Here is a 24619-nt window from a genome sequence, read left to right on the forward strand (position 1 = left end):
GATATGGAAAGCACCGACGGGCTGGTCTATGTCTCTCTCGCACAGTTGATGGCGCTGGAGTTCAAGGCCCGTGATCTGAGTTTCCTGGCCCGCCAGCCACAGGGCAGCATCCTCGCCGGCAACCACGCCTCGCGTCTGCGTGGCCGGGGTTTGAACTTCGATGAGTTGCGCCGTTATCAGCCCGGTGACGACTTGCGCCATCTCGACTGGCGCGCCTCGCTGCGCACCGGCAAACCGGTGGTGCGCACCTTCACCGAGGAACGCGATCGCCCGGCGCTGATCGTGGTCGACCAGCGCATGTCGATGTTTTTCGGATCTCAGCGCAGCTTCAAATCCGCTGTCGCCGCCGAACTCGGCGCACTGGCGGCGTGGATGGTATTCCATGCCGGGGACCGGGTCGGCGGGCTGGTGTTCAACGATCGGCGCATCGACTGCATCGCGCCGCTGCGCAGCCGCAAACGGGTCGAGGTCTTGCTCAGTCGCATCGCCGAACAGAACCAGGCGCTGAACGCCGGCAACCCCGACGCCGAAGACGAGGATCAACTGGACAAGGCCTTGCAGCGTTGTCTGGCGCTGGCCGGGCATGACCATCTGATTTGCATCGTCAGCGACTTTGCCGGGGCCGGCGAACGCACCTTGCAGTTGATGAGGCAACTGTCAGCACACAACGATGTGATCGCTCTGCAAGTCTACGACCCGTTGGCGATGAAGCTGCCGAGCGATGGTCGACTGCTGGTCACCCAGGGCCAGTTGCAAGTGGAACTGGCGGTCGAGAAACGCAACGTGCATCAGCCGCTGGGGGATTTTCTCGGTGGCCGGCTCAAGGACGTCGCCACCCTGCTGCGCCGCAGTCAGGTGCCGCTGATGATGTTCAGCACCGCCGCAGAAGCCCATCAGCAATTGCGCGCCGAGCTTGGCAAAAGCGCCGGACCCCGGCGGTGAACCCGAACATTCCAAGCATCGAACAACTCAAGGAGTTGGGCCTGCCCGTGCCGATCAGTTACGCGCCACAGACCTGGGGCTGGTGGGTATTGCTGGCGGTTCTGCTACTGACAGCGCTGGCGATCGGGGCGCGGCGGTATCGGCAATGGCGGCGCGACCGGTATCGACGGGAAGCGCTGGTGCGACTGGCGCAGTTGCGTGATCGCAGTGATGACCTGAATGCCTTGCGCGAATTGCCGGAGTTGCTCAAGCGTGTGGCTATTTCCATGCCGCAATCGCAATCGGTCGCAGCCGCTGAACAAGAGGACTGGCAACACTTCTTGCAGCAACACAGCAAAAAAACGCTGCCCGCCGATTTCAGCCAGCAACTGGCCCGACTGGCCTACGCCCCCGACGACGTTCTGCGCGACCTGCCTGCACCGCAGCGTCAGGCGCTGTTCGACACCTGCCAACACTGGGTGGAGCACCATCATGTGGCAGCTTGATTACCCGTGGCTGTTACTCCTGCTGCCGCTGCCCTGGCTGGCCTACCGCTACCTGCCCGCGTATCAGGAAGCCCGCAGCGCCGTGCGTGTGCCATTCTTCAACGCCATGAGCCGCGCCGTGGGTGAAACACCGGGCACCGCCGGCAGCCGCCGCAATCACTGGCAACTGCTGCTCAATTTCCTGGTGTGGGCCTTGTTGCTGCTGGCCGTTGCCCGTCCGGTATTCATCGAAAAGCCCATCGAGCGTCAGCAACCGGTGCGCGACCTGATGCTCGCGATCGACATTTCGCAGTCGATGGAAACCGAAGATTTCACCAACGCCAGTGGCCAGAAAATCAATCGCCTCGCAGCGGTCAAAGACGTCGTCCAGACCTTCATCGACAAGCGCAAGGACGACCGCCTCGGCCTGATCGTGTTCGGCAGCGGCGCCTATCCGCAGGCGCCGCTGACCCTTGATCACGCCAGCCTGTCGCTGCTGCTGGCCGACACCGGCATCGGCATGGCCGGCCCGAACACCGCGATTGGCGATGCCATCGGTCTCAGCCTCAAGTTGCTGGACAAGACCCATGAACAGGAGAAAGTCCTGATCCTGCTCACCGACGGCAACGACACCAGCAGTGCGATCACGCCGGACCATGCCGCCGAAATGGCCGCTGCCAAAGGCGTGGTGATTCACACCATCGGCATCGGCGACCCGAGCGCCTCCGGCGAGGCCAAGGTCAATCTGCCGGGGCTGGAGCAAATCGCCAAAACCACCGGCGGCCAGTTCTTCCGCGCCGAAGATCGCAACGCGCTGGATCAGGTCTACAGCACCCTCGACCGTCTGACGCCGCATCAAGTGAAAACCCTCAGTCATCAGCCGCAACGCGAACTGTTCCACTGGCCGTTGGGCGCGGCCCTGCTGGTCCTGGCGCTGTACCACCTCGGCGCGCTGCTGCACCCACGGCTGGCGGTTGCACGTCAGCGGCAGGAGGCCTGAGATGGAGATCAATCTCGGTGACTTCCACTTCCTGCGCCCGCTGTGGCTGCTGTTGGCGCTGTTCGGCGCCCTGCTGCCGTGGCTCTGGCGCCGTGGCCGTGACCTGCAACGCAGGCTGCGCGGCAACATCGCCGGGCATCTGCTGCCGCACTTGCTGGTCACCCCGCAGGATCACCAGCGCCTGCGCCCGGTGCACTGGCTGTGTGCGCTGCTGATGCTCGGCGCGGTGGCAGCGGCCGGGCCGACCTGGGAGCAGGATCGCCCGGACTTTCTGGAGAATCGCGCGCCGCTGATTGTGGCTGTCGATCTGTCGCCGTCGATGGATGCCAACGACGTGCAGCCCACTCGCCTTGAGGCCGTCAAACACAAGCTGCACGACCTGATCCAGCGCCGCGCCGGTGCCCGCACCGCGCTGATTGCCTACGCCGGCAGTGCGCATCTGGTGTTGCCGTCGACCGATGATCCGGCGTTGCTCGACACGTTCATTCAAGCCTTGGGCACCGGACTGATCGACAAACCGGGCAAGAACGTCGGCGCGGTGATCGATCAGGCCAGGCGCTTGCTCAACGCTGAAAAGGTCCCGGGCAGCCTGCTGCTGATCACCGATGGCGCCGACACCGCGCCGATCGAAAATACGGATGAACAGTTGCAAGTGCTGATACTCGCGGTGGGCAATCAGGATGGCGGCATCATTCAGGACGCCAACGGCCAGCCGCGCATCGATGCCAACGGTCGCCCGACCCTGGGCAGTTTCGATCCGGCCGCCATCAAGCAACTGGCCTCGGCGCTCGATGCGCCGCTCGGCAGCCTGACCCTGAATGACGACGATCTGGACTGGGTCGAACTGCACGCGCAGCAGCACTTCCAGAGCGCCAGCGCCGAACAGCGGGAATTGCACTGGAAAGACGCCGGTTACTGGCTGTGCTGGCCGCTGGTATTGCTGGCGCTGTTCAACGTGCGCAAAGGCTGGAGCGTGAACTGGATGCTGGCAGTGGCCGTGGGCCTTGGCTGGCCAGCAGCGCCGGCTCAGGCCAACGCGCTGACCGACGCTTTCTTTACCCGCGACCAGCAAGGGCGCTGGGCCTTCGAGCATGAGCATTTCCCGCAGGCGGCGGCGCTGTTTGTCGATCCGTACTGGAAAGGCGTGGCGGCCTATCACGCGGCTGACTACGACCTGGCGCTGGCGACCTTCGCGCGGCTGGACACGCCTCAAGCGTATTTCTATCTGGGCAACATCTACGTGCGCCGCTTCAAGTTCGACGAAGCCATCGCGGCGTACACCCAGGCCCTGAAGCTGCAAGCGCAATTCCCCGAAGCCACAGCCAATCTGGCGTTGGCGATTGCCTTGCAGAAAGACACCGCGAGCGCCGAACAGAACGCGCCGCAAACCAAACCGGACGAGGTCAAGTTCGACAAGGCACCGGGCAAGGGCCAGAGCAAAACGGTCGAGACCGAACAAGCGGCGTCGGATGCGCTGTGGTTGCAGAACCTCACGACCTCCCCGGCGAAATTCCTCAAGCAGAAATTCAGCGTGCAGGATCAGGCGGAGGCCAAGCCATGAACCGGTTGATAGGGCTTGTGTGCCTTTTGAGCGCCCAGATAGCAGCCGCTGAACCGCAGCTGCGCGTGCAGGCTCACCTGCAACCCGCCGAAGGCGCCATGGTCGGCGGCCTGCTGGCGCTGCAACTCGATGTTCTCACCGACACCTGGTTCACCAGCGCCCCCACCCTGCCCGACCTGAAGCTCGACGGCGCGCTGGTCATGCCGCCGGACGGTCAGGCCCAGCACCTGAACCAGACCTTCGACGGCCAGAATTTCACGGGCCTGCGCTACAGCTATCTGATCACGCCAAACGCTGCCCGGGGTTTCAACATTCCGGCCCTGACCGTGCGCGCCAGCCCCGGCCAGGCCAGCACCGAGATCAGTGCCCAGAGCCAGCCGCTACAGTTCAGCGCCGACCAGCCACCCGGTTTCAAACCCGGTGAAACGCCGCTGGTGGCCACGGGGCTGCGCTTCAATCAAACCCTCATCAATTCGGCAACGCCGCTGAAAGTCGGTGACAGCATCACCCGCCAACTGACGCTGCAGGCCGACGGCGCACTCGCCATGGCGCTGCCCGTTCCAGCGTTGGTGGAGGTCAACGGACTGAGTCGCTATGTGAAGACCCCGCAGATCAGCAATCTGGATGACGGTCGCGGCGATATCCTCGGCGGTCAGCGCATCGACAGCGTCAGCTATCGCATCGACACGGCCGGCGCCCACACCCTGCCGGCCATCGAGGTGAAATGGTGGGATTCGCGCGCGCAGCAAAGTCGCACCGCGCAGGTTCCTGCGATCACTTTCGAGGCCGCCGCCAACAGTGCGTACAAGCCGGTGTTCTCGATCACCGAAGACCTCAAACGACTCGGCCAGAACAATCGCCTGCACCTTTCCACCCATTGGCTGGCGTGGCTGGCCTTGCTCGTCGCACTGATCGTTGGCGGCTATCTGGGCTGGCCAGCGCTCAGCCGTGCCCGCCAGCAGTGGCAAACCCGCAAGCACAAACGAGCGCTGGCCTGGCAGCAATCAGCCGAAAGCGCGTGGCAACAAATCACCCCGCAACTCACCAGCAAGCCTGCGCAATTGAGCGCTGTTTATCTGTGGCTGCGCCGCCGTGGGCTGGGCTTGAAACTGGTCGACTCAGGGCAACGCCTGCAAGGACTGTTGCGTGGCCTTTACGGCCGCGAGCCGGCCACCGAACAAACACTGGGCCAACTGCGCCAATCGTTGTCTACGCTTCACAGTCAGGCCGAACAGCAGCAGGCCCGATCGGCCCCGGCCTTGCGCCCGCTCAATCCCGTCCACGAGAAGGATTTCCCATGACGAACCCGATGCTGCACCGCCAACGTTTTGGTCTGGCCCTGTTGTTCAGCCTCGCACTGCCATTGCTGGCCCAGGCCAGCGAGCCACTGCCGTCATGGAACGACGGGCCGGCGAAAAAGCACATCATCGAGTTTGTCCAGGCGATCACCGACCAGTCCGGCAAGGACTTCGTCAAACCCGCCGAACGCATTGCCGTGTTCGACAATGACGGCACTCTTTGGAGCGAGCAACCAGCGTATTTCGAGTTGCTGTTTGCCTTCGACGAGGTCAAGCGCACCGCACCGCAGCACCCGGAATGGAAAACCACGCAACCGTTCAAGGCCGTGATCGAGAATGACCACAAGGCACTCGCCGCCGCCGGCATGGACGGCATCCTGAAGATCTTCGCCGCCACCCACACCGGCATGACCACCGACGCCTTCGATGACTACGCCAAAACCTGGCTGACCCAGGCCCGGCATCCGAAAACCGGCAAACCGTACACCGAGATGATCTTCCAGCCGATGCTGGAAATGCTCGACTACCTGCGCAGCCAGGACTTCAAGACCTACATCGTTTCCGGCGGCGACACGGCGTTCATGCGTGCCTTCGCCGAGAAGGTCTACGGCATCCCGCCGGAGCAAGTGATCGGCACCACCTTCGTGACGGCGTTCAGCTACAAGGACGGCAAGGCCTCGATCGTGCGCACCGCCAAACTGGCGCACAACGACGACGGTCCCGGCAAACCGGAAAGCATCGATGCGGTGATCGGTCGCCGGCCGATCCTCGCGTTCGGCAACTCCGACGGCGACCTGCAAATGCTCCAGTGGACGGCGGCAGGCCCCGGCAAACGCTTCATGGGCCTGGTGCACCACACCGATGCCAAACGCGAATGGGCCTATGACCGAAAATCCGAGATCGGGCGCCTGGACAAGGCCCTCGACGAAGCGAATTCCCGTGGCTGGACCGTTGTGGACATGGCGAGCGACTGGCGCCGGATCTACCCGTTCGATCCGCCCGCCCCTGAGCAAGTGAAATAACAAAAGCGTGACGCAGGACTGCAAGAAACGTTTGACGCACCACACCACCCCCGCGCAAAAGGAGCAAGTCTGATGACTCGCATACGCAAGTGGCTACCGAAACTCGCCCTCGTGGCAACGTCGGTGATGGCGCTGTCGGCAACTGCCACAGCCGCTGAAAAACCCAACATTCTGGTGATCTTCGGCGATGACATCGGCCAGACCAACATCAGCGCCTATTCGATGGGCGTGGTCGGCTACAAGACGCCGAACATCGACCGGATAGCCAAGGAAGGCATGATGTTCACCGACTACTATGCGGAGAACAGCTGCACCGCAGGACGATCCTCCTTCATCACCGGTCAGACGCCACTGCGTACCGGCCTGTCGAAAGTCGGCGCACCGGGCGCCACGGTCGGGCTGCAAAAGCGCGATATCACGATTGCCCAGGCACTCAAGTCCCAGGGCTACGCGACCGGCCAGTTCGGCAAGAACCACCTCGGTGACAAGGACGAATACCTGCCGACCAACCACGGCTTCGACGAGTTCTTCGGCAACCTCTATCACCTCAACGCCGAAGAAGAACCGGAACGTCCTTACTGGCCGAAAGACGATGCAGAGTTCGTCAAGGCCAACTCCCCGCGTGGCGTGATCCACAGCTTCGCCGACGGCAAGATCGAAGACACCGGCGCGCTGACCACCAAACGCATGGAAACCATCGACGACGAAACCACCGCTGCCGCCCAGGCGTTCATCGAAAAACAAGCCAAGGCCGACAAGCCTTTCTTCGTCTGGATGAACACCACCCGCATGCACTTGTTCACCCATGTGCGTGATTCGATGAAGGGCCAGAGCGGCATGCCCGGCAACGAGTACGCGGACGGCATGGTCGAGCACGACGGCGACGTCGGCAAACTGCTCAAGACCCTCGACGACCTGAAAATCGCCGACAACACCATCGTCGTCTACACCACCGACAACGGGCCGAACCAGTTCTCCTGGCCGGACGCGGCGACCACGCCGTTCCGCAACGAGAAGAACTCCAACTGGGAAGGCGCCTACCGTGTACCGGCGATGATCCGCTGGCCGGGCAAGGTCAAACCGGGTGAGGTCTCGAACGAGATGTTCTCCGGGCTCGACTGGTTCCCGACCTTGCTCGCGGCGGCCGGTGATACCGATGTCGCCAGCAAGCTGCTCAAGGGCTGGGCGCCCACCAGCGGCGGCACCAACTTCAAGGTGCATCTGGATGGCTACAACCAGTTGCCTTACCTGACCGGCCAACAACCGAACGGTGCACGCAACGAATTCTTCTACTTCAACGACGACGGCATGCTGGTGTCGATGCGTTTCGGCAACTGGAAAGCCGTGTTCGCCGAGCAGCGTGCACCCGGTGGCTTCGCGGTGTGGAGCAACCCGTTCACACCGTTGCGCGTACCGAAAATCTTCAACCTGAGGATGGACCCGTATGAGCGGGCCGACGTGGTGTCCGATCAGTATTACGACTGGTCGACCAAGAACGTCTATCTGGTCGCCGTCGCCACCACCAAGGCAGCGCGCTTCCTCCAGACCTTCATCGAGTACCCACCGAGCCAGAAACCGGCGAGCTTCAGCATCGACCAGATCCGTGCGGCGGTGGACGCGAAGATCGAAGAAAAAATGAAGAACCAGCCTGCACAGTAAGGCCGCTTGACCGCCGCTCGCCGTCATTGGCGAGCGGCCCTTTTTAGTGATTGTTCCCACGCTATGCATGGGAACAATCATTCATGAACCGGAACAAGGCAGTCGCAATGTCCTCACGTGTCGCCAGCAAGTCGTCGGCCCATCCCCTCCCGCATACCGCCGCCCCGGCGTTGCTGATCCCCGCCCTGCTGCTGTGCATTTCCGGCGCGGCGGCGCTGGTGTATCAGGTGCTGTGGATCAAGCAGCTGTCGCTGGTGGTCGGGGTCGAGGTCTACGCGATCACCACCGGCATCAGTGCCTTCTTTGCCGGGCTGGCTATCGGTGGCTGGCTGTTCGGGCGTTGGGCGGATCGCCTGGCGCAACCGGTTTTGCTATATGCCGGGCTGGAAGTACTGGTGGCCGTGCTGGGCGTCGGTGCGACGTTTGCCATGAGCGTGGCGGCCAGTCCGTTTGCCTGGTTGCAGGATCATGTCGGTCTGCTGGCCTGGGTGTTGCCGTTCATGCTGGTGGGCGTTCCCGCCGTGTTGATGGGCGGCACGCTGCCGGTGCTGGTGCGCTCGCTGGGCAGTGCGCCGGGCAAGGGCGGCGGCCAGTTGTACGCGGCGAATACCCTGGGGGCGATTGTCGGCACCCTGCTCGCGGCGTTCGTGCTGATCGCCACCCTCGGCGTGCGCGGCAGTGCGTTGGCCGCAGCGATGCTCAATCTGCTGGCCGCCGCCGGCGCATTGGGTTGGCAGCGCCAGCATCCGATGCCGGTCGAAGCCCCGCTCAAGCATCACACTGAAAAAGCTCCGGATCGCACCGCCCTCTGGCTGTATTCCATCGCCGGCGGCGTGGCCCTCGGCTACGAAGTGGTGTGGTCGCAGTCGATCGTGCAATTCATGAGTACCCGCACTTACGCGTTCGCCGTGGTGCTGGCGACCTACCTGACCGGACTGTTTCTCGGCAGTGCCCTGCTCGCTCGCCGGGTAGAGCGAATTCGCGATCCGTGGGGCGTGTTCGGCTTGCTGATCGCTGGCGCGGGACTGATTGCCCTGCTGGAAATCGCCCTGCTCGGTCGCTGGCTGGTGATCGCCCAGAGTCAGGCGGAAATCTGGCTCGTGACTCAAGGCGCCAGTGAACTGGCCGGCATGAGCGCACGTTTCGCTGTTGCGGCGTTGTGCATTGTGTTCCTGCCGACCTTGCTGCTGGGCGCGGCGTTTCCGTTGGCCCTGCGTTTGAGTGTCGGCCCCGAGCATGTCGGCCGCGATGTCGGCGCGGTGGTGGCGTTCAACACGTTGGGCGGGATCATCGGCGTGATGCTCTGCGGTTTCCTGCTGATTCCGTTGCTTGGGTTAGTACGCACACTGGGCCTGCTGGCGATCATTGCCGCCTGCATCGGCTGGTTCGCCGTGCGCAAGGGCCATGGCGTGAAGAAAGGCCGGCGTCAGGCAGTGGCCGCGCTGGGCTTGCTGTCCGTTGCACTGGCCGTGCTGACGCCGGTCGACAAACTCGCCAGCCTGCTCCCCGGTGCGCGCAACGGCACGCTGGCCTTTTATGAAGAGGGACGCGGCGGCACGGTCGCGGTGGTCACTCAAGGCCGGGGCCAGAACGCTTTCCAGCGCCTGTACATCCAGGGTGTGTCGAATACCGGCGATGCGATGCCGTCGCTGCGTTACATGCGGATTCAGGCGCTGCTGCCACTGCTGATCCACAACGGCGAGCCGCGCTCGGCGCTGGTCATCGGTTTCGGCACCGGCATCACTGCCGGCGCGTTGCTGCGCTATCCGGGGCTGGAACATCGGGTCGTGGCCGAGCTGCTGCCGTCAGTGATCAAGGCTGCGCCGTTGTTCAAGGGCAACTTCAACGCTGCCAGCGATCCCGGCGTCGATGTGCGGCTGCGCGACGGTCGTCAGGAACTGATGCGCGGCCCGCAGACCTACGACCTGATCACCCTCGAGCCGCCACCGCCCTCCGCGGCCGGCGTGGTGAATCTGTATTCCCGGGACTTCTATCAACTGGCGGCCAGTCGTCTGGAGAAACAGGGTCTAGTCGCACAGTGGCTGCCGCTGCCGACCCAGAACATCGACGACTCGCGTTCACTGGTGCGCAGCTTCCTCGACGTCTTCCCGTACGCGACGCTGTGGACCAGCGAGTTCCACGAGATGCTGCTGGTGGGGTCGCTGACACCCATCGAACTGGATGCCGAAAAAATCACCCGACGCCTGCAACAGGACAGCGTACGCAGCACCTTGCAGGACGTCGGCATCGGTTCGGCGCCGGCGTTGCTGTCGACCTGGGTCACCGATCGCGCCGGTCTGGAACGTTTTGCCGCCGACGCACCGGCGGTGACTGACGATCAGCCGCGCATCGAATACGCGCCGTGGGTTCGGTCCAAAGAAATTACGCGGGTGCTACCTGCGCTGCTGGATCTGTATGTCGCACCGCCGCTGGTGAATGCCGATGCCGGGTTCGCTGAACGGATGCAGGGGCACAGACAACGCCTGATGCAGTTCTATCGCGCAAGCCTGCACGCCTATGACGGTGATCGGGATGCCTGGGGCCGGGATATTCGCGAGGTGATGCAGGGAGATGGAGGGAATCCGTATTTCCGCTGGTTTGTCGGGCAGTGACTCTCGTCATCCGATCATTCCCACGCGGTGCGTGGGAATGATTTCCGGGACTATTTGGCTTTCATCTTCAGATACGACTGATGCATGTCCGACGCCCAGCCATCGATCACGGCTTTCACGTCATCGGCCTTCATCACCTGGGAGTCGTTCTGCAACGGTTTGCCGGTGCCTTTGCGCACGACCTGGGCCACGACCTTGTTATTGCCGCCATCGAGGAACACCGCTTCGGTGGCCAGGGTGGTTTCCTGATCGCGGATACCGCTGGCGGTACTGACCGCTGCCGCCACCAGCGCTATCGGGATTACTTCATAGGCATGCAGGCCTTCGGTCTTGCTGCTCACGGCAGTGATCGCCGCACGCACCACGATCACGCCTGGGCCAGGGCCGCTGGCCAATGGCAAGGATTTGCCCACTTCACGCTTGAGCGCCTGATCGTAGTAAGCGGTGATGCCATTGAGGGTCTGTTGCGGAATCTTCACGGTCGGTTGAGGTTTTGGATAGAGCTGCGTCGGTTCGATATAGACGCTGGTGAACTTGTTGATATCGAGCTTGGGATCGACCCAGCGCATCACCTCGGCCCCGGACGGTGACTTGGCCTCCTTGAGTTGGCTGTAGTCCTTGAGAAACCCGGAGTACTCATCTGGAGCGACGGTTTTGCTGGAGCAACCCACCACGCCAAGAGTGGCAATGCACAGGGTGCTCATCATCACGGCTAGCTTCATGCTGTAACTCCTGTCAGAAGGCCTGATTTGTTGCATTGGGGAGTTACAGGTATAGCTAAAAACCCGCGAATTGCGATCAGAACACACAATATTGGCGCGGTGCCGTGTGCCGGTTCACAACGGTCATTTGACAGATGCCGGGCATCCGGCAAAGCTGCATCGAGCTTGAACGCACGCCAGAAGGCCAATGCACCTGGACTACGGAAGTCGCAATGCCCAAGCATAAAAATAACGATGCACCGCGCCAGCCTGATGCTTCACCGACCTCGATTTCACGCTACCTGTTTCCTGTCACCATTGGCCTGCTGCTCGCGGCCGTGGCGGGGATCGGCTGGTTTCTGTTCAGCCCCGCTCCGGCACCGGTCAAAGTCGTGCCGGTCAGCACGCCTGTTGCGGTAGCGGCCAAACCTGCAGCAACACTGCCCGCGTCCATGGTTGATGAACAGCAATGTCAGGGCTGTCACCAGGAACAGGTCAAGGACTGGCAAGGCTCCCATCACCAGTTGGCTATGCAACCGGCGAATGCCGAAACCATGCTCGGTGACTTCAACAATGTCACCTTCAACGCTGAAAACGAATCCACCCGTTTCGCGCGCAAGGGCGACGAGTTCTGGGTCAATACACCTGGCGTCGACGGCAAGAACGCCGACTTCAAAGTCGCCTACACCTTCGGCATCGCGCCGCTTCAGCAATACCTGATCGAAGTCGGTGAAGGCCGCTTGCAGGCCCTTGGCGTCGCCTGGGATACCGAGAAAAACCGCTGGTTTCACCTCTATCCCGGCCAGGGCGTGAACTTCAAGAATCCGCTGCACTGGAGCAAGCCGAGCCAGAACGCCAACTTCATGTGCGTCGAGTGCCACACCACCGGGTTCAAGCGCAATTTCGACGCGGCCAGCAACACCTTCGCCAGCCACTGGAACAGCCTCGGCGTCGGTTGCCAGGCCTGTCATGGGCCGGCATCGAATCACCTGGAGTGGACTGCGAAAAAGACTGACCTGATCCACGCCGGTTTCGACGTCGATCTCAAGGACAAGAACGCCACCGTCGAGATCGAAACCTGCGCCCGCTGCCACGCTCGCCGCGCGCCGCTGGGCGATGGCTACACCGTCGGCAAACGGCTGATGGACGATTACCTGCCCAGCACCCTGACCCGCGAGCTGTATGCGCTGGACGGCAAGATCAAGGACGAAGTGTTCGAACACGGCTCCTTCGCCCAGAGCAAAATGTTCGACAAGGGCGTGCGCTGCAGCAACTGTCACAACCCCCACAGCACCGAGCTGAAAGCGCCGGGCAACGCGGTGTGCCTGCAATGCCACAACAGCGCCGGCAAGACCTCGGTCGAAGGCGTCGATGGCCAGGGCCTGCAAGCGAAGAACTACGACAGTATCGAACACACCCGCCATACGATGGGCCAGCCCGGCTCGCAATGCGTGGATTGCCACATGCCCGGCAAGTTCTACATGGGCAACGACTTCCGGCATGACCACAGCTTCAGCATCCCCAACCCGGAGCGTGCGCAAAAGCTCGGCACGCCAGACGCCTGCCTGACCTGTCATCAGGGCAAGGCCGGCGACAAGGTCACCGCGCAATTCAAACTGTGGACTGCCTCGACCGAACCTCAAGCGCCGCGTTACGACGAGAGCCTGTGGCTGATTCGCAACGGCCAGCCCGGTGCCGCACAAGCGTTGTACGAGCAATTGCAGCGCAGCAACCTGCCGGCGATCCAGCGAGCGACATTGCTCGCGGAATTGCCACTCTATCCAAGTGAACAGGCGCTGAAACTGGCGACCACGGACCTGAAGCACCCGGCGCCACAGGTACGCGAAAGCGCGGTACGGGCGATCAGCGCGTTCCTGCCACCGCCAGAGCGCTTGCCGCTGTTGACGCCGTTGCTCGGTGATCCGGTGAAAGCAGTACGAATCGTCGCTGCGCGGGATCTGCTGAGTGTCGCCCGCAATGGCCTGGGCCCGGCTCAGGCCAATTGGGACGCGGCGATTGCCGAGTACGAAGCCGTGCAGAAGAGCCTGGCCGAACGCGCCGAAGCCAACCTGAACCTGGCGATGCTCTATCAGGCCAGCGGTCGCGGCTCGGAGGTTGAAGGCTCGTTGCGGACAGCCCTGAAACGCGACCCGGACTTCTACCCGGCGCTGGTCACGCTGGTGCAATGGCTGGAGGCCAACGGTCGTGGCTCGCAGGCGCAGCAACTGCTCGATGCCAGCCTCAAGGAACACCCTGACTCGGCCCTGCTGCAGCACACCCGAGGCCTGTCACTGATTCGCGCGGGCAAGACCGCCGAAGCCATGTCGGCCCTGAGCAAAGCCGCACAACTGGAGCCACAGAACGCGCAATACGGTTACGTGCTGGCGGTGGCGCTGCATGACAGCGGCAAGGGGGATCAGGCGAACGAGCAACTGGAGAAACTGCTCAAGGTGCAGCCTGCGAACCGCAATGCGCGGTTGTCGCTGATTCAGTGGTATCTGGACAGCGGGCAGGAGCCGAAGGCGCAGGTTTTGTTGCAGGGGTGGAAGAGGATGAATATGGGGGATCCGGCGTTGAAGTGATCGGCTGGAGATCGTAGCCCTCACCCTAGCCCTCTCCCGAAGGGAGAGGGAACCGAACCGGGGATATTTGAGAGATACACCGACTTGAACGATCTGCCTTGAATCCATAATCGACACACTTTTTCAGGTCGATGTATTCAGCAGCACAACTCGATCGGCTCCCTCTCCCTCCGGGAGAGGGCTGGGGTGAGGGAGCTTTTGACTTTCGCGCAGCCCAAGGACTACCAAGTAGAGGTTTCCCCGCTCCTCAACGCCATCTCCCGCCGACTATTCAACCGCATCGCCTTGATCAGCGAAACCGTGCCCACCAGCAACAACGCCGCGCCAAACAGGAAGTCGATGTTGTACAGCTGGAAATCCTGCACCGGCCCCACCAGCACCGTGCGCACCACGCCGATCCCCACCAGCGTGGCGAGGAAGTCGATCCCCGGCTCATCACGGTAGAACACCAGCAGCAACGGCAGGCACAACACCAGCAGCATCAACAGCACCACAACCTTGAACGCGCCTTTGCGCTCGACGCTGAAGGCGCATTCGTGGTGGCCGTAGGCTTTGTAGTCCTCGTCGCGGACCATCACGTTTTTCTCGTTGATGTAGTCGGCGCGGTTGTACTTCTGGATCGGCGTAAAGGTGTTGGACATCTCCATCAGCGTGGTGATGTTCTTGAAGCGCAGGTCGACACGCTCGTTGCCCTTGAGGTAGTACAGGACTGGCTTGTAGCCGTAGCGATAAGTATCGAAAGGAAACTCGGTGACCCGCCCCTGAACGCCGATCGGGCGCGACTCGAGTTGGGCGAAGGCACTCTTGTCGGTCGAGGCGAGGTTGCGACTCAGCGGCAGGACCTTCACTTGCTCAAGGAAGATCGGCGTGGCGCCGTAAGTCCACTGCAAAGGCTCCAGACGCAGACGCAGTTCGTTGCGGCCCAGGTCATAGCGGTTGAAGGTGCGTTCGGACACCACCACCGCACCGCTGAGCATGAACTCGCCGCGCAGGTTGTTAGTGATGCGCAAGGTCAACTGATCCTTGCCCAGCAGCGCCGCATCCGAGGACGGCGGCGTGCCGCACCACGCGGTGCTTTCGCCGACACCGCCGAGCTGACCGCCACGGCTTTCGTTGAATACGTAGATGTAACCGGCCCACAACGTCAGCATCAACAGCAACGCCGTCAGGCCCAAGATCTTCTTGCCCGCACTCACAAACAGACTCCCTTCTTCGTTCCGTCGTCCAGCCGAAAACCCGCTGGCGACGGGGACTCTACCAAAAGGCCACCATCGACCCAAGGAAAAATCCCCGATTTGTAAGGGTTCTAAGGGTTTCCCCTGTGCGGGCCTCGCTTCAACGCCGCCTGAACAACGGTCGCGGCTCGATGGCGGAGCGCCCGTACAACACGCTCATCCCCGCCAACCCCTTGAGTGCATCCTCGGCGGATTTGTCCTCGCGCACGGCGAAGCTGTCGAACCCGCACTGGCGCATGTGGCTCAGTTGATCGCGCAGCACATCGCCAATCGCCCGCAATTCGCCTTTCCAGCCAAAACGGCTGCGCAGCAGATAAGCCTGACTGTAGGCGCGGCCGTCGCGAAAACTCGGGAAATCGAGGGCAATCAGCGGCAGCGATGCCAACCACGGCAGCAGGCTTTCGACGCCGTCATTCGGGCCCAGCCAGACTGCATGGGTCGAAGGCGATTCGAGCCAGTGGGCCAGCGGCAGAATCGACATCCCGGCGCTGAATTCTGTTTCAGGCGAGCGGATCAGCGTCCATGGATCGTCGAGCACAATCCGCGCGCCGCTCGCCTCCATCCGCAGCAGGTTGTTCATGCCGACACCTCCAGCGTTTTCGGGTAGACCCGTTCCTTGAACGGCTCCAGCCCGATGCGCGCCACGGTATCGACAAACAGTTCTTCGCTCTCGCGGTAGCGCACGAAGGTGCCGATGATCCGTTCGATCACCTGCGGCACTTCGGCAGCGCTGAACGACGGGCCGATGACTTTACCCAGCGCGCTGTTTTTGCCCTGCGACCCGCCGAGGGTGATCTGGTACCACTCGCTGCCGTTCTTATCGACGCCGAGAATCCCGATGTTGCCGATGTGGTGATGGCCGCAAGCGTTCATGCAGCCGGAAATGTTCAGGCTGATATCACCGAGGTCGTGCAGGTAATCGAGGTTGTCGAAACGCGCCTGAATCGCCTGGGCAATCGGGATCGACTTGGCGTTGGCCAGCGCACAGAAATCGCCACCGGGGCAGGCAATGATGTCGGTCAGCAGGCCGACGTTGGCGGCGCCCAGCCCTTGCTCTTTCGCCAGTTGCCACAGCGCATACAGCTCGGATTTGGGCACATCCGGCAGGACGATGTTCTGCTCGTGGGCGATACGGATTTCACCGAAACCGAAACGCTCGGACCAGTCGGCCACCGCCAGCATCTGCAAACCGGTCACGTCCCCCGGGGGCGAGGCCAGGCCCGGTTTGGTCGACAGCACCACGCTGGTGTAGCCCGGCACCTTGTGCGGTTGCACGTTGCGCGCAACCCAACGGGCGAACGCCGGGTTGTCGGCCAGGTACGTGCCGAAATCCAGATCGGTGCCCGCCAGCGTGCAGTAGTTCGGCGACACAAAGGCGCTGGCAACCCGCAGGTATTCATCCTCGGTCAGTTGCGCCGGGCCATCCTTGAGGTGTTGCCATTCTTCTTCGACTTCCTTGGCGAACGCCTCGATACCCAGCGCCTTGACCAGAATCTTGATCCGCGCCTTGTACTTGTTGTCCCGTCGACCGTGACGGTTGTAGACCCGCAGCACCGCCTCGACGTAAGACAGCAAGTGCTGCCACGGCAAACCATCGCGGATCTGCAGACCGAGGATCGGCGTGCGCCCCAGACCACCGCCGACAATCACCCGCAGCAACATCTGGCCGGCGCGGCTGGGGTAAAGGTAGAGGCCGATATCGTGCATCATGATCGCCGCGCGATCCTGTTTCGCCGAGCAGATGGCGATCTTGAACTTGCGCGGCAGGAACAGGAATTCCGGGTTGATCGTCGACCATTGCCGCAGGATCTCCGCCAGCGGGCGCGGGTCGATCAACTCGTCCGCCGCGACCCCGGCGAAGGCTTCGGTGGTGATGTTGCGCACGCAGTTGCCCGAGGTCTGGATCGCGTGCATGTTGACCTGCGCCAGACGTTCGAGAATGTCCGGCACCTCGTGCAGTTCGATCCAGTTGAACTGCATGTTCTGCCGGGTGGTGAAGTGGCCGTAGCCACGGTCGTAGTCACTGGCAATGCTCGCCAGTGTGCGCATCTGTTCGGCGCTCAAGGTGCCGTAGGGAATTGCCACCCGCAGCATGTAAGCGTGCTTTTGCATGTACAGGCCGTTTTGCAGACGCAGCGGCAGGAACTCTTCTTCGCTCAACTCCCCGGCCATGAAGCGCTCGACCTGATCGCGAAACTGCGCAACGCGCTCGAACACCAGCGCCCGGTCGTAATCATCGTATTGATACATCGGCTACCTCATCAGGAATGCACAGATTCCTGTGGGAACGGGCGAACAGCGCAGCCCGTTACAGATTCACCTGAAACCATAAAAACCGTATCAGAGCGCGGCAGATGGCCGCAGGCAGCACGCCAATCTGATCCGCACAAATGAACATTTCCTGAGCCTGTTTTGTTTCCGGTGGGGTTTCTACAGTGCAGCTCGTGCCAGACCGGGTGGCCTGGCAAGACTTTGCAACCGTGGAAGAATTGACCATGAGCACAGCAACAATCGGACAGGCTTATAACTACAAGGTCGTCCGCCAATTCGTCATCGCGACTGTTTTCTGGGGTGTCGTGGGCATGGCGATGGGGGTATGGATCGCCTCGCAACTGGTATGGCCGGACATGAATCTGGACCTGCCGTGGACCACCTTCGGCCGCTTGCGACCGTTGCACACCAGTCTGGTGATTTTCGGCTTCGCCGGCAGCGCACAATTCGCCGCCAGTTACTACGCCGTGCAGCGGACCTGCCAGGTGCGGCTGTACTCGGACAAACTCGCAGCCTTCACTTTCTGGGGCTGGCAATCGGTGATCGTGATCATGCTGGTCACCCTGCCGATGGGCTACACCACCACCAAGGAATACGCCGAGATCGAATTCTCCGGCGCGGTGTGGATGGCGGTGGTCTGGGTCGCGTATGCCGTGGTGTTCTTCACCACCGTGGTGCAGCGCAAGACCAAACACATCTACGTCGGCAACTGGTTCTTCGGTGCGTTCATCCTGGTGATCGCCATGCTGCACGTGGTCAATCACCTGTCGATTCCGGTGGACTGGTTCAAGTCCTATCCGGTGTATTCCGGCGCCACCGACGCCATGGTGCAGTGGTGGTACGGGCACAACGCGGTGGGTTTCTTCCTGACCACCGGGTTCCTCGGGATGATGTATTACTTCGTGCCGAAACAGGTCAATCGGCCGGTGTACTCGTACCGGTTGTCGATCGTGCACTTCTGGGCGCTGATCACCCTGTACATCTGGGCCGGCCCGCATCACTTGCACTACACCGCGCTGCCAGACTGGGCGCAGTCGCTGGGGATGGCGATGTCGCTGATCCTGCTGGCGCCGAGCTGGGGCGGGATGATCAACGGGATGATGACCCTGTCCGGCGCCTGGCATCAGTTGCGCACCGACCCGATCCTGCGCTTCCTCGTCCTGTCGCTGGCGTTCTACGGCATGTCGACCTTCGAAGGCCCGATGATGGCGATCAAGACTGTCAACGCCCTCTCCCACTACACCGACTGGACCATCGGCCACGTACACGCCGGCGCCCTCGGCTGGGTGGCGATGATCACCTTCGGCGCGACCTATCACATGGTGCCCAAGGTCTTCGGCCGCGAACGGATGCACAGCACACCGCTGATCAACCTGCACTTCTGGCTGGCGACCATTGGCACCGTGTTGTACATCGCCTCGATGTGGGTCAACGGCATCACCCAGGGCCTGATGTGGCGGGCGATCAACGAAGACGGCACGTTGACCTACTCGTTCGTCGAAGCGCTGCAGGCCAGCCATCCGGGGTTTGTCGTACGGTTTGCCGGTGGGGTGTTCTTCCTGACGGGCATGTTGCTGATGGCCTACAACGTATGGCGCACGGTGCGGGTGGCGGATGTTGCGATTGCCCACCGTGAAGCGCAGATCGCCTGATCAAGAGAGCTGGTCATGTTCGATGTTTTCTTGAATGTGTTGGGTGTGGTGTTTTTGTGGCTGGCGGTTGAGTACTGCCTGCGGCATGAGACGACCGAGAGCCTGGATGAGGCGAGTCTGACGCCATTTGCGGATGATCCGGAGGTGGCTCGACGGGTTGAGATGGCCACCGGTAAAACCGTGAAAGCGGTGGCGCCGGAGGTGGCGAAGCCGGGGTGGGTCAATCTTGAGATGTGAGGTGTGTCAGCCGAGCTGCCCTCACCCTAACCCTCCCGAAACGTCGGACCGCCCATAGGGAGAGGGGACTGACCGAGTTGCTCTTTCGAGTTACGCCGACCTGAAATGTCGAGCCGAACTGAACAACTGAAAAGCCCCAGATCTGCTCCCTTTCCCCCTCGCCCCCCTTGGGGGAGAGGGTTGGGCGGCGTTCCGATGAGGGGGTAGGCTCTTGATCTTAGGTGCGGTCTCGGGGAATCAGGCTCTGCAGCTGCTGCGCCAGAAAATTCGCATCAAACAAAAACGTATCCGGATCCTTCAACCCATTGGTCTTACGCCACTGCCAATCACCATTGGGCAACCCCACCAGCGAAACACTCCCGTACCGCGCCGCCGTCAGCCCCATCACCGCCAACGAAATCTGCCCGCCACTGCCCATCACATCCGGCACGAACTCCACCGGTTTGCCGGCGATCACGATGCTCAGCTTCTCAGTCTTGAAGGTTGAGGTTTCAACCGGGATGCTCGGGCCGAACGCCACATACGACTCGCGAATCACCTCCAGCAACCCCGGCACCTGCACCGGCTCCAGCCATTGCTGAATCTGCCCGAACAACTCGGTGATCCGTGTGGCCCAGGTCGCCGATTGAGTCTCGAACAATTGCTTCTTGTGCGCTTCGCTGTCGGCATAGTGGCGAAGCATCTCGCCCAGTCTCTGTACGTCGTCCATCTGATTGCCCTCGGAGAGTAGCGAAACCGCGAAGGTCAATCATGGCAGGTTCTGCGTCGGGGCGTACGACAAAGCCTGGACGTGTTAACCGCCTGTTCTCCGGAGATTACGACGAACGGCTGCTTTTTTCGGGGTTTACCTGTCAGATCTGACAGTAGGCACGCTGGGATGGGCAGTGTTTGATGACGGTACCCGTTGCAGCTCATGCAACTACCGTCACGAATACCGGAGTGCAGAAGATGAACAGCCCATTTGTGGTGTATCCCGCCAAAGTTGTCGGGGGAATTCAGAGCCCCATTTACTACCCCAACCCCAACGTGAGGCCACATTACGGCGCACCACTTGCACTCTTCACCTCACCCGGCGATCTGCTGCGCCTTGAGATTATCCCGTGGGACGCACAGGCGATAAACGATTCTGCGTATTTGATCATCAACAACGGTACTCCCCAATTCATGAAAACCATTGGAACGGGGGACGTAGGCAAGTCTTTCGACTATTCCGTACCTAAAGCCTTGTTCAGTGATGGCATCAACACGCTGGTAGTTCGGGTCACAAACACAGTTCAACCCGGAGGAACAGATTCAGTTGATCTGATTACGCTCGTCCACATTCCGCGCCCGGGAGGAGAAGTGGTAGGTTCCGGACCCAATCCGAATCTGACTTTTACAGTGTCCCACATGAGCGTAGGTCCCACAGAGGCTGCAAACGGGGTCGATGTCAGAATGCGCTATACCCATATGCGAATAGGTGACAACGTCACGCTCTATCTCGACGGTGGGCTTAAAACACAGAGAGTCACTGCAACAGACCTTCAACTTGGCTATGTGCAGATAAAGCTCTTCGCCCCGGACTTCCCGCAGGACAATAGCAAATTTGAACTTCGATACCGTGTGGAAACCAGCCTCGGCGACTCTTCAGGCCCCCAGGCCATCTGGTCAGCACCCACCTACATCGATGTGCATGTGAAACAGCCTGCCCTCGACCTGCTCAAGCCCACAGTGCTGGAAGCGAAGGAAGCGAACGGTACGCTCTTGAATTTCGAGAAGGATTTTTATCAGAACACCCACGCCACTGTGGAAGTGCGATACACAGGTTCCAATACAGGACAAAAAGTCAGGGTCTATTGCATCGGGCGCGCAGAAACTTACGGTAGCGAGACCCAGACAGTTTCTTCAGCCGGGCAAAAATTGACGTTTTTGATCCCTCGTCGAGTGATCGTCGACTCCATCGCCAACAAAATCGAATTCTCTTACACCGTCATTTTACCTGGCACAACAGAGGAACTTCCCTCCAAAGACCTCGACGTCAACATCACCCGACAGAAGCACCTCTGTGGCGTACCCACGATCAACACTGCCAGAAACAACCTCAGGCTTTACGCCCCGAATCCGCTCGAAGCGCAATACACGGCACGCATCTCGTTAACCATCGATGGTCAGACACGTCTCGACAGCAACGAGATCCCTTACGTCCAGGGTCCCTATATGGACTTCAGTATTCCGACAGGCTGGGTGAGCAGCAACCCGGGCAAAACCGGCTACTTCAACTACTCCATCAGGCGTACGGGTAGCACGGACCCCATCATTTTTTCGCCGTATTTGAAGGTACTCCTCTAGGAAGGCTCATCGTCAATAACAACGCCAAGAACCCGCCGGCCCGTTAAACGGGCCGAGGATCAAGTCATGCACAAAATAATCAGCACACTGCCCCTGATGTTGCTCGTTAGCTGCGCGCAAGTAGCGACCCTGCCACCTGAAGCTCGCACATCCCCCCGCTCCGCAGCGGACAGCTACATCCAGACGGTGGAGCGTTGCTCGAGTTACGTCGCCAGCGCGCGATGGATATACCGGAACTACGAGTGGACGATTTCCATCAAGCCAACCGACTGCGCCAGACGAACACCACCGGAAGGCACGGCCTATTTGTGGGATGAACTCACCCGTGATTATTCCAACAGCCGTTACTGGACGAACACCCACGGCCTGCGCCACCAATTGATTTGCCATCTGATGGTTGCGCGGGACAAACCGGAGTGGAACCTGGAGCCCTGGCGCCCGGATGTAGGACTTACAAAAACCGTGGCAGCAGGCTGCAACCATGAAGAGCCGTTGCCTGAAGTGGCCCCTTGAACAGCATAAGGACATTCAAGATGAGCAGCCTGAAAGCAATCAGCGTGAAGCACATCGTTCAAGCGCTACTGATTGCAATACTTCTCGGTTGTACCCAGGTCGACACCCAGTCAACGCTCCCACAGATTGCCAGCAACAACCCGCACGCTGCGATGACCGGCCCCCAAGTGGTCGAATTGTTGAACACGCTCTATAACCGCCAGTTTCCGAACTGCGACAAGAACGACAATCGACCTGCGTTTCTATGCTCCGGCATCATCTTTCGAGTCACGGACAAGAATCCCGGCGACACCCATCATGTCTGGAATCCCAGTCCGACTTCAGTCAAAAACGGAGGGGTTTCGTTTTCCTACCTCAGGGCCGACTCGAAGTTTGGGCGCCTGGCCTGGGGCAAAGGCAACGGTTTCATGCTGTACCCGATCTTCGGCGCCCCCGGGGACAAGGTCGATCTCGATGTGCTTTGCTCGTTTCCGATAGATGGCTGGACCTGGAACCGAACAACGCCCTGCGGCCCTTATGTCTCGTTTCCTGCTACGAGTCAGCGCTGCCAGAGTGCCGGGGTTGCCACCGCCGAACAATGGAAGAATGTATGGGACACCTCACCCAACAGTCATCATTTGCGCCAATGCGGGTTTGACGTTTCCGAGGCCACCGGCAGACCTGCTGGCGTGCCCTTCTATCAATCGGTACGCGCAAGGGGAATGTTGAGCCAGATGCCTGCGCATTTCTCCGCACAGAATGAAATCGTGATCAAGACCTGGCCACAGAACCTGCAAGACACACTCCCGCTCATGGCGTTTTTCTTCATAGCCGGCGGCACCAATGCCGGGCTTGCAGAGGCACAAGGCAATCAGAAGGATTTTTACGATTCCACGACCGCCAGAATCTGGGTGCCGGTGATTCGCTTGTTTCCGCCGTCGACGCCTGCCGCTGAGGCAACGTTCCAGTACGTAGAGTCGGATCAGTTGGTCAAGCCGTGACCCGACGCAGACGCGCCATGCTCAGGGTATCGACCCATTGTCCGTCGCGTACGGCGTAATCACGGAACAGGCCTTCGGTTTCGAAGCCGAACTTGCGATAGAGCCCGATGGCCGCCTCGTTGTCGGCGTACACCGAAAGCTCGACACGGTGCAGGTTCATCCAGTTGTCCGCCACGTCCAGCGCCGCCGCCAACAACTTCGAACCGACACCTTTGCCCTGCCACGCCACCGCAACGGCCATGCCGACACTGCCGGCGTGACTGCGGCGAATCCGCGAAAAAGCCTCCAGCCCGAGATGCCCGATCACCACGCCTTGATGCAGCGCCACCAGTTTCACCATGCGTTCGTTTTCCGGCATCAACCGCTGGCGCCAGATTTCGGCAGACTGAAACGGCATCTGCAACACCTGCCGGGTCACGGCCGGGTCGTTGTAAAGCGCGGTGACGCCTTCGACGTGGGACTCGCTGAAGCGTTCGAGGTGAATGGCGGGGTTGTGCTCAGGCATGAAAGATCCCTCCTGGACCAGTGCGTGGCCGGTCACTGTAAACCGGCGCAACTGATTCTGGCGAGACCTACTCGAACCACTCCTGCCGCTCATTGAACGTTCGCTGAATCAACTCCACCAAGGTCTGCACTTCCCCAACGTCCTGCGATTCGCTGTTCACCGCCAGCCACGCCTGCAACCGCATCGCTTCCTCAAACAAACCAGGCAACGCCACCAACCCGCGATCAAATCGGCTCATGTACATCGGCAACAGTCCGATGCAAGCGCTGCACCGAATCATCTCCAGCATCAGTTCATAAGACTGCATCTGCACCACGCCAGCCAAGCGCTGCTCGACGAGATTGTTCCAGGGGCGGAAGCTGTCGATCTGCCGGTCATGCTGCCATTGCACCAGCATGAAATCGGCGAGGTCATCCGGGCTTTCCGGGCGTGCAGTCACGCGGGAGTAGCGTTTGGCAATGTGGGGCTGATATTCCAGTTGCGCGAGGCGTTGCGGTTCGCTGGTGGCGAAGGTCGGGCCGGGATGTGGGGTGTCGCCATGGGCGAGCCACAGCACGATGTCGGCACTGACCGCACGCAGGGCCAGTTCGCTGTCGAGGGCGATGATTTCGAGGCGCACGCTGGCGTTGCGGCGCAGCAGTGCGATGAGGTCGCGGCCGAGGATGTCATGCAGGATCGATTCGGCGACGGCCAGCCTTATCAGCGGCTGCTCGATCACCGGCAATTTGCGTTCGTGGGCCAGGGCAACCAGTTGCGCCTGCAATTGCTGGCCTTCGCGGGTCAGCGTCAAGGCGCTGCCCTGAAAGCTGAACAGCGCGCATTGCAGTTGCTGTTCAAGCTGCGCCAGTTGTTTGCGCAGCAGGGTCGAGCGCACGTTGAGGCTGCGGGCGGCCTGCATGAAGCAGCCGCAACGGGCGCTGACCAGAAAGTATTGGGCGACGTCGCCGTCGAGGGTCGCGGCGTGCGCCGGCCAGGGTTCTTCCTTGTCCCGGGGCCAGCGGAAATCGGCGCTGCTCTGTCGTGCTGCGGGTTCGGTGAATGACATCGATGACTCCCT

Annotated in this window: 21 protein-coding genes; 14 read left to right on the forward strand and 7 right to left on the reverse strand. The window is 61.2% G+C overall.

All coding sequences use genetic code 11. The features are described from left to right. The first annotated feature begins 3 nt into the window (after positions 1 to 3). The 8 genes from AC1RR7_RS06765 to AC1RR7_RS06800 all read left to right on the forward strand — a co-directional run bounded on the left by AC1RR7_RS06765 (position 4) and on the right by AC1RR7_RS06800 (position 10558). Positions 4 to 942 carry a DUF58 domain-containing protein gene (locus tag AC1RR7_RS06765; protein WP_493156762.1) on the forward strand — a complete coding sequence of 313 codons (939 nt, stop codon included), beginning with the start codon at positions 4 to 6 and terminating at the stop codon, positions 940 to 942. Then, a complete protein-coding gene (locus tag AC1RR7_RS06770) occupies positions 939 to 1427 on the forward strand; it encodes a DUF4381 domain-containing protein (RefSeq protein ID WP_493156764.1) in 489 nt (162 codons plus the stop codon). The genes AC1RR7_RS06765 and AC1RR7_RS06770 overlap by 4 nt, the downstream gene beginning before the upstream one ends. Further along, positions 1414 to 2406 carry a vWA domain-containing protein gene (locus AC1RR7_RS06775; RefSeq protein ID WP_493156766.1) on the forward strand — a complete coding sequence of 331 codons (993 nt, stop codon included), beginning with the start codon at positions 1414 to 1416 and terminating at the stop codon, positions 2404 to 2406. The genes AC1RR7_RS06770 and AC1RR7_RS06775 overlap by 14 nt, the downstream gene beginning before the upstream one ends. A gap of 1 nt (position 2407) precedes the next feature. After that, the gene (locus tag AC1RR7_RS06780) at positions 2408 to 3967 is read left to right on the forward strand and encodes a VWA domain-containing protein (RefSeq protein WP_493156767.1); all 1560 of its coding nucleotides are present in this window, start codon (positions 2408 to 2410) and stop codon (positions 3965 to 3967) included. After that, the gene (locus AC1RR7_RS06785; RefSeq protein WP_493156769.1) at positions 3964 to 5268 is read left to right on the forward strand and encodes a BatD family protein; all 1305 of its coding nucleotides are present in this window, start codon (positions 3964 to 3966) and stop codon (positions 5266 to 5268) included. Before AC1RR7_RS06780 ends, AC1RR7_RS06785 begins: the two co-directional genes overlap by 4 nt. Continuing rightward, positions 5265 to 6287, forward strand: a complete 1023-nt coding sequence (locus tag AC1RR7_RS06790) for an HAD family hydrolase (protein WP_096820243.1) — start codon at positions 5265 to 5267, stop codon at positions 6285 to 6287. Before AC1RR7_RS06785 ends, AC1RR7_RS06790 begins: the two co-directional genes overlap by 4 nt. A 72-nt stretch (positions 6288 to 6359) precedes the next feature. Beyond that, positions 6360 to 7946 (forward strand): arylsulfatase, encoded by a 1587-nt coding sequence (locus AC1RR7_RS06795; RefSeq protein WP_096820242.1) that lies wholly within the window; start codon positions 6360 to 6362, stop codon positions 7944 to 7946. Positions 7947 to 8053: 107 nt separating this feature from the next. Beyond that, positions 8054 to 10558, forward strand: a complete 2505-nt coding sequence (locus tag AC1RR7_RS06800) for a spermidine synthase (RefSeq protein ID WP_493156771.1) — start codon at positions 8054 to 8056, stop codon at positions 10556 to 10558. Between the two features lie 50 nt (positions 10559 to 10608). On the opposite strand, the gene AC1RR7_RS06805 is transcribed toward AC1RR7_RS06800, so the two are convergent. Then, positions 10609 to 11280 carry a DUF3313 domain-containing protein gene (locus AC1RR7_RS06805; RefSeq protein ID WP_096820241.1) on the reverse strand — a complete coding sequence of 224 codons (672 nt, stop codon included), beginning with the start codon at positions 11278 to 11280 and terminating at the stop codon, positions 10609 to 10611. 212 nt (positions 11281 to 11492) lie between these two features. Here AC1RR7_RS06805 and AC1RR7_RS06810 point away from each other — a divergent pair, with 212 nt between their 5' ends. Then, a complete protein-coding gene (locus tag AC1RR7_RS06810) occupies positions 11493 to 13841 on the forward strand; it encodes a tetratricopeptide repeat protein (RefSeq protein WP_493156773.1) in 2349 nt (782 codons plus the stop codon). Positions 13842 to 14062: 221 nt separating this feature from the next. Here AC1RR7_RS06810 and AC1RR7_RS06815 read toward each other — a convergent pair whose 3' ends face one another. The 3 genes from AC1RR7_RS06815 to AC1RR7_RS06825 all read right to left on the reverse strand — a co-directional run bounded on the left by AC1RR7_RS06815 (position 14063) and on the right by AC1RR7_RS06825 (position 17326). Next, positions 14063 to 15037, reverse strand: a complete 975-nt coding sequence (locus tag AC1RR7_RS06815; RefSeq protein ID WP_102621384.1) for a hypothetical protein — start codon at positions 15035 to 15037, stop codon at positions 14063 to 14065. Between the two features lie 139 nt (positions 15038 to 15176). Beyond that, positions 15177 to 15656, reverse strand: a complete 480-nt coding sequence (locus tag AC1RR7_RS06820) for a DUF934 domain-containing protein (RefSeq protein WP_493156775.1) — start codon at positions 15654 to 15656, stop codon at positions 15177 to 15179. After that, positions 15653 to 17326 carry a nitrite/sulfite reductase gene (locus tag AC1RR7_RS06825; protein ID WP_493156776.1) on the reverse strand — a complete coding sequence of 558 codons (1674 nt, stop codon included), beginning with the start codon at positions 17324 to 17326 and terminating at the stop codon, positions 15653 to 15655. Before AC1RR7_RS06825 ends, AC1RR7_RS06820 begins: the two co-directional genes overlap by 4 nt. Positions 17327 to 17571: 245 nt before the next feature. Between AC1RR7_RS06825 and ccoN the strand changes: the two genes are divergently transcribed. Next, the gene (gene ccoN, locus AC1RR7_RS06830) at positions 17572 to 18999 is read left to right on the forward strand and encodes a cytochrome-c oxidase, cbb3-type subunit I (protein ID WP_096821819.1); all 1428 of its coding nucleotides are present in this window, start codon (positions 17572 to 17574) and stop codon (positions 18997 to 18999) included. A 15-nt stretch (positions 19000 to 19014) separates the two neighbouring features. Then, on the forward strand, positions 19015 to 19236 hold the full coding sequence (locus AC1RR7_RS06835) for a cbb3-type cytochrome c oxidase subunit 3 (protein ID WP_474735011.1): 222 nt from the start codon (positions 19015 to 19017) through the stop codon (positions 19234 to 19236). A gap of 217 nt (positions 19237 to 19453) precedes the next feature. Here the strand turns inward: AC1RR7_RS06835 and AC1RR7_RS06840 are convergent, their stop codons facing one another. Then, the gene (locus AC1RR7_RS06840; RefSeq protein WP_102622320.1) at positions 19454 to 19945 is read right to left on the reverse strand and encodes a hypothetical protein; all 492 of its coding nucleotides are present in this window, start codon (positions 19943 to 19945) and stop codon (positions 19454 to 19456) included. Positions 19946 to 20184: 239 nt separating this feature from the next. On the opposite strand from AC1RR7_RS06840, the gene AC1RR7_RS06845 reads away from it, so the two are divergent. The 3 genes from AC1RR7_RS06845 to AC1RR7_RS06855 all read left to right on the forward strand — a co-directional run bounded on the left by AC1RR7_RS06845 (position 20185) and on the right by AC1RR7_RS06855 (position 23057). Further along, complete coding sequence (locus AC1RR7_RS06845; protein WP_493156779.1) at positions 20185 to 21564, forward strand: hypothetical protein; 1380 nt, start codon at positions 20185 to 20187, stop codon at positions 21562 to 21564. Positions 21565 to 21630: 66 nt separating this feature from the next. Continuing rightward, positions 21631 to 22077: a DUF2599 domain-containing protein gene (locus AC1RR7_RS06850; RefSeq protein WP_493156781.1), complete on the forward strand. Its 447-nt coding sequence runs from the start codon at positions 21631 to 21633 to the stop codon at positions 22075 to 22077. A gap of 20 nt (positions 22078 to 22097) precedes the next feature. Further along, positions 22098 to 23057 (forward strand): halovibrin HvnC, encoded by a 960-nt coding sequence (locus tag AC1RR7_RS06855; protein WP_493064737.1) that lies wholly within the window; start codon positions 22098 to 22100, stop codon positions 23055 to 23057. Here the strand turns inward: AC1RR7_RS06855 and AC1RR7_RS06860 are convergent. Further along, positions 23047 to 23562, reverse strand: coding sequence for a GNAT family N-acetyltransferase (locus AC1RR7_RS06860; protein WP_493064736.1), 516 nt, complete (start codon positions 23560 to 23562; stop codon positions 23047 to 23049). The genes AC1RR7_RS06855 and AC1RR7_RS06860 overlap by 11 nt on opposite strands. Before the next feature lie 67 nt (positions 23563 to 23629). Next, positions 23630 to 24607 (reverse strand): LysR family transcriptional regulator, encoded by a 978-nt coding sequence (locus tag AC1RR7_RS06865; RefSeq protein WP_102622316.1) that lies wholly within the window; start codon positions 24605 to 24607, stop codon positions 23630 to 23632. Between the last annotated feature and the right edge of the window lie 12 nt (positions 24608 to 24619).

The sequence above is a fragment of the Pseudomonas sp. GW821-FHT11G12 genome, from assembly GCF_058808055.1.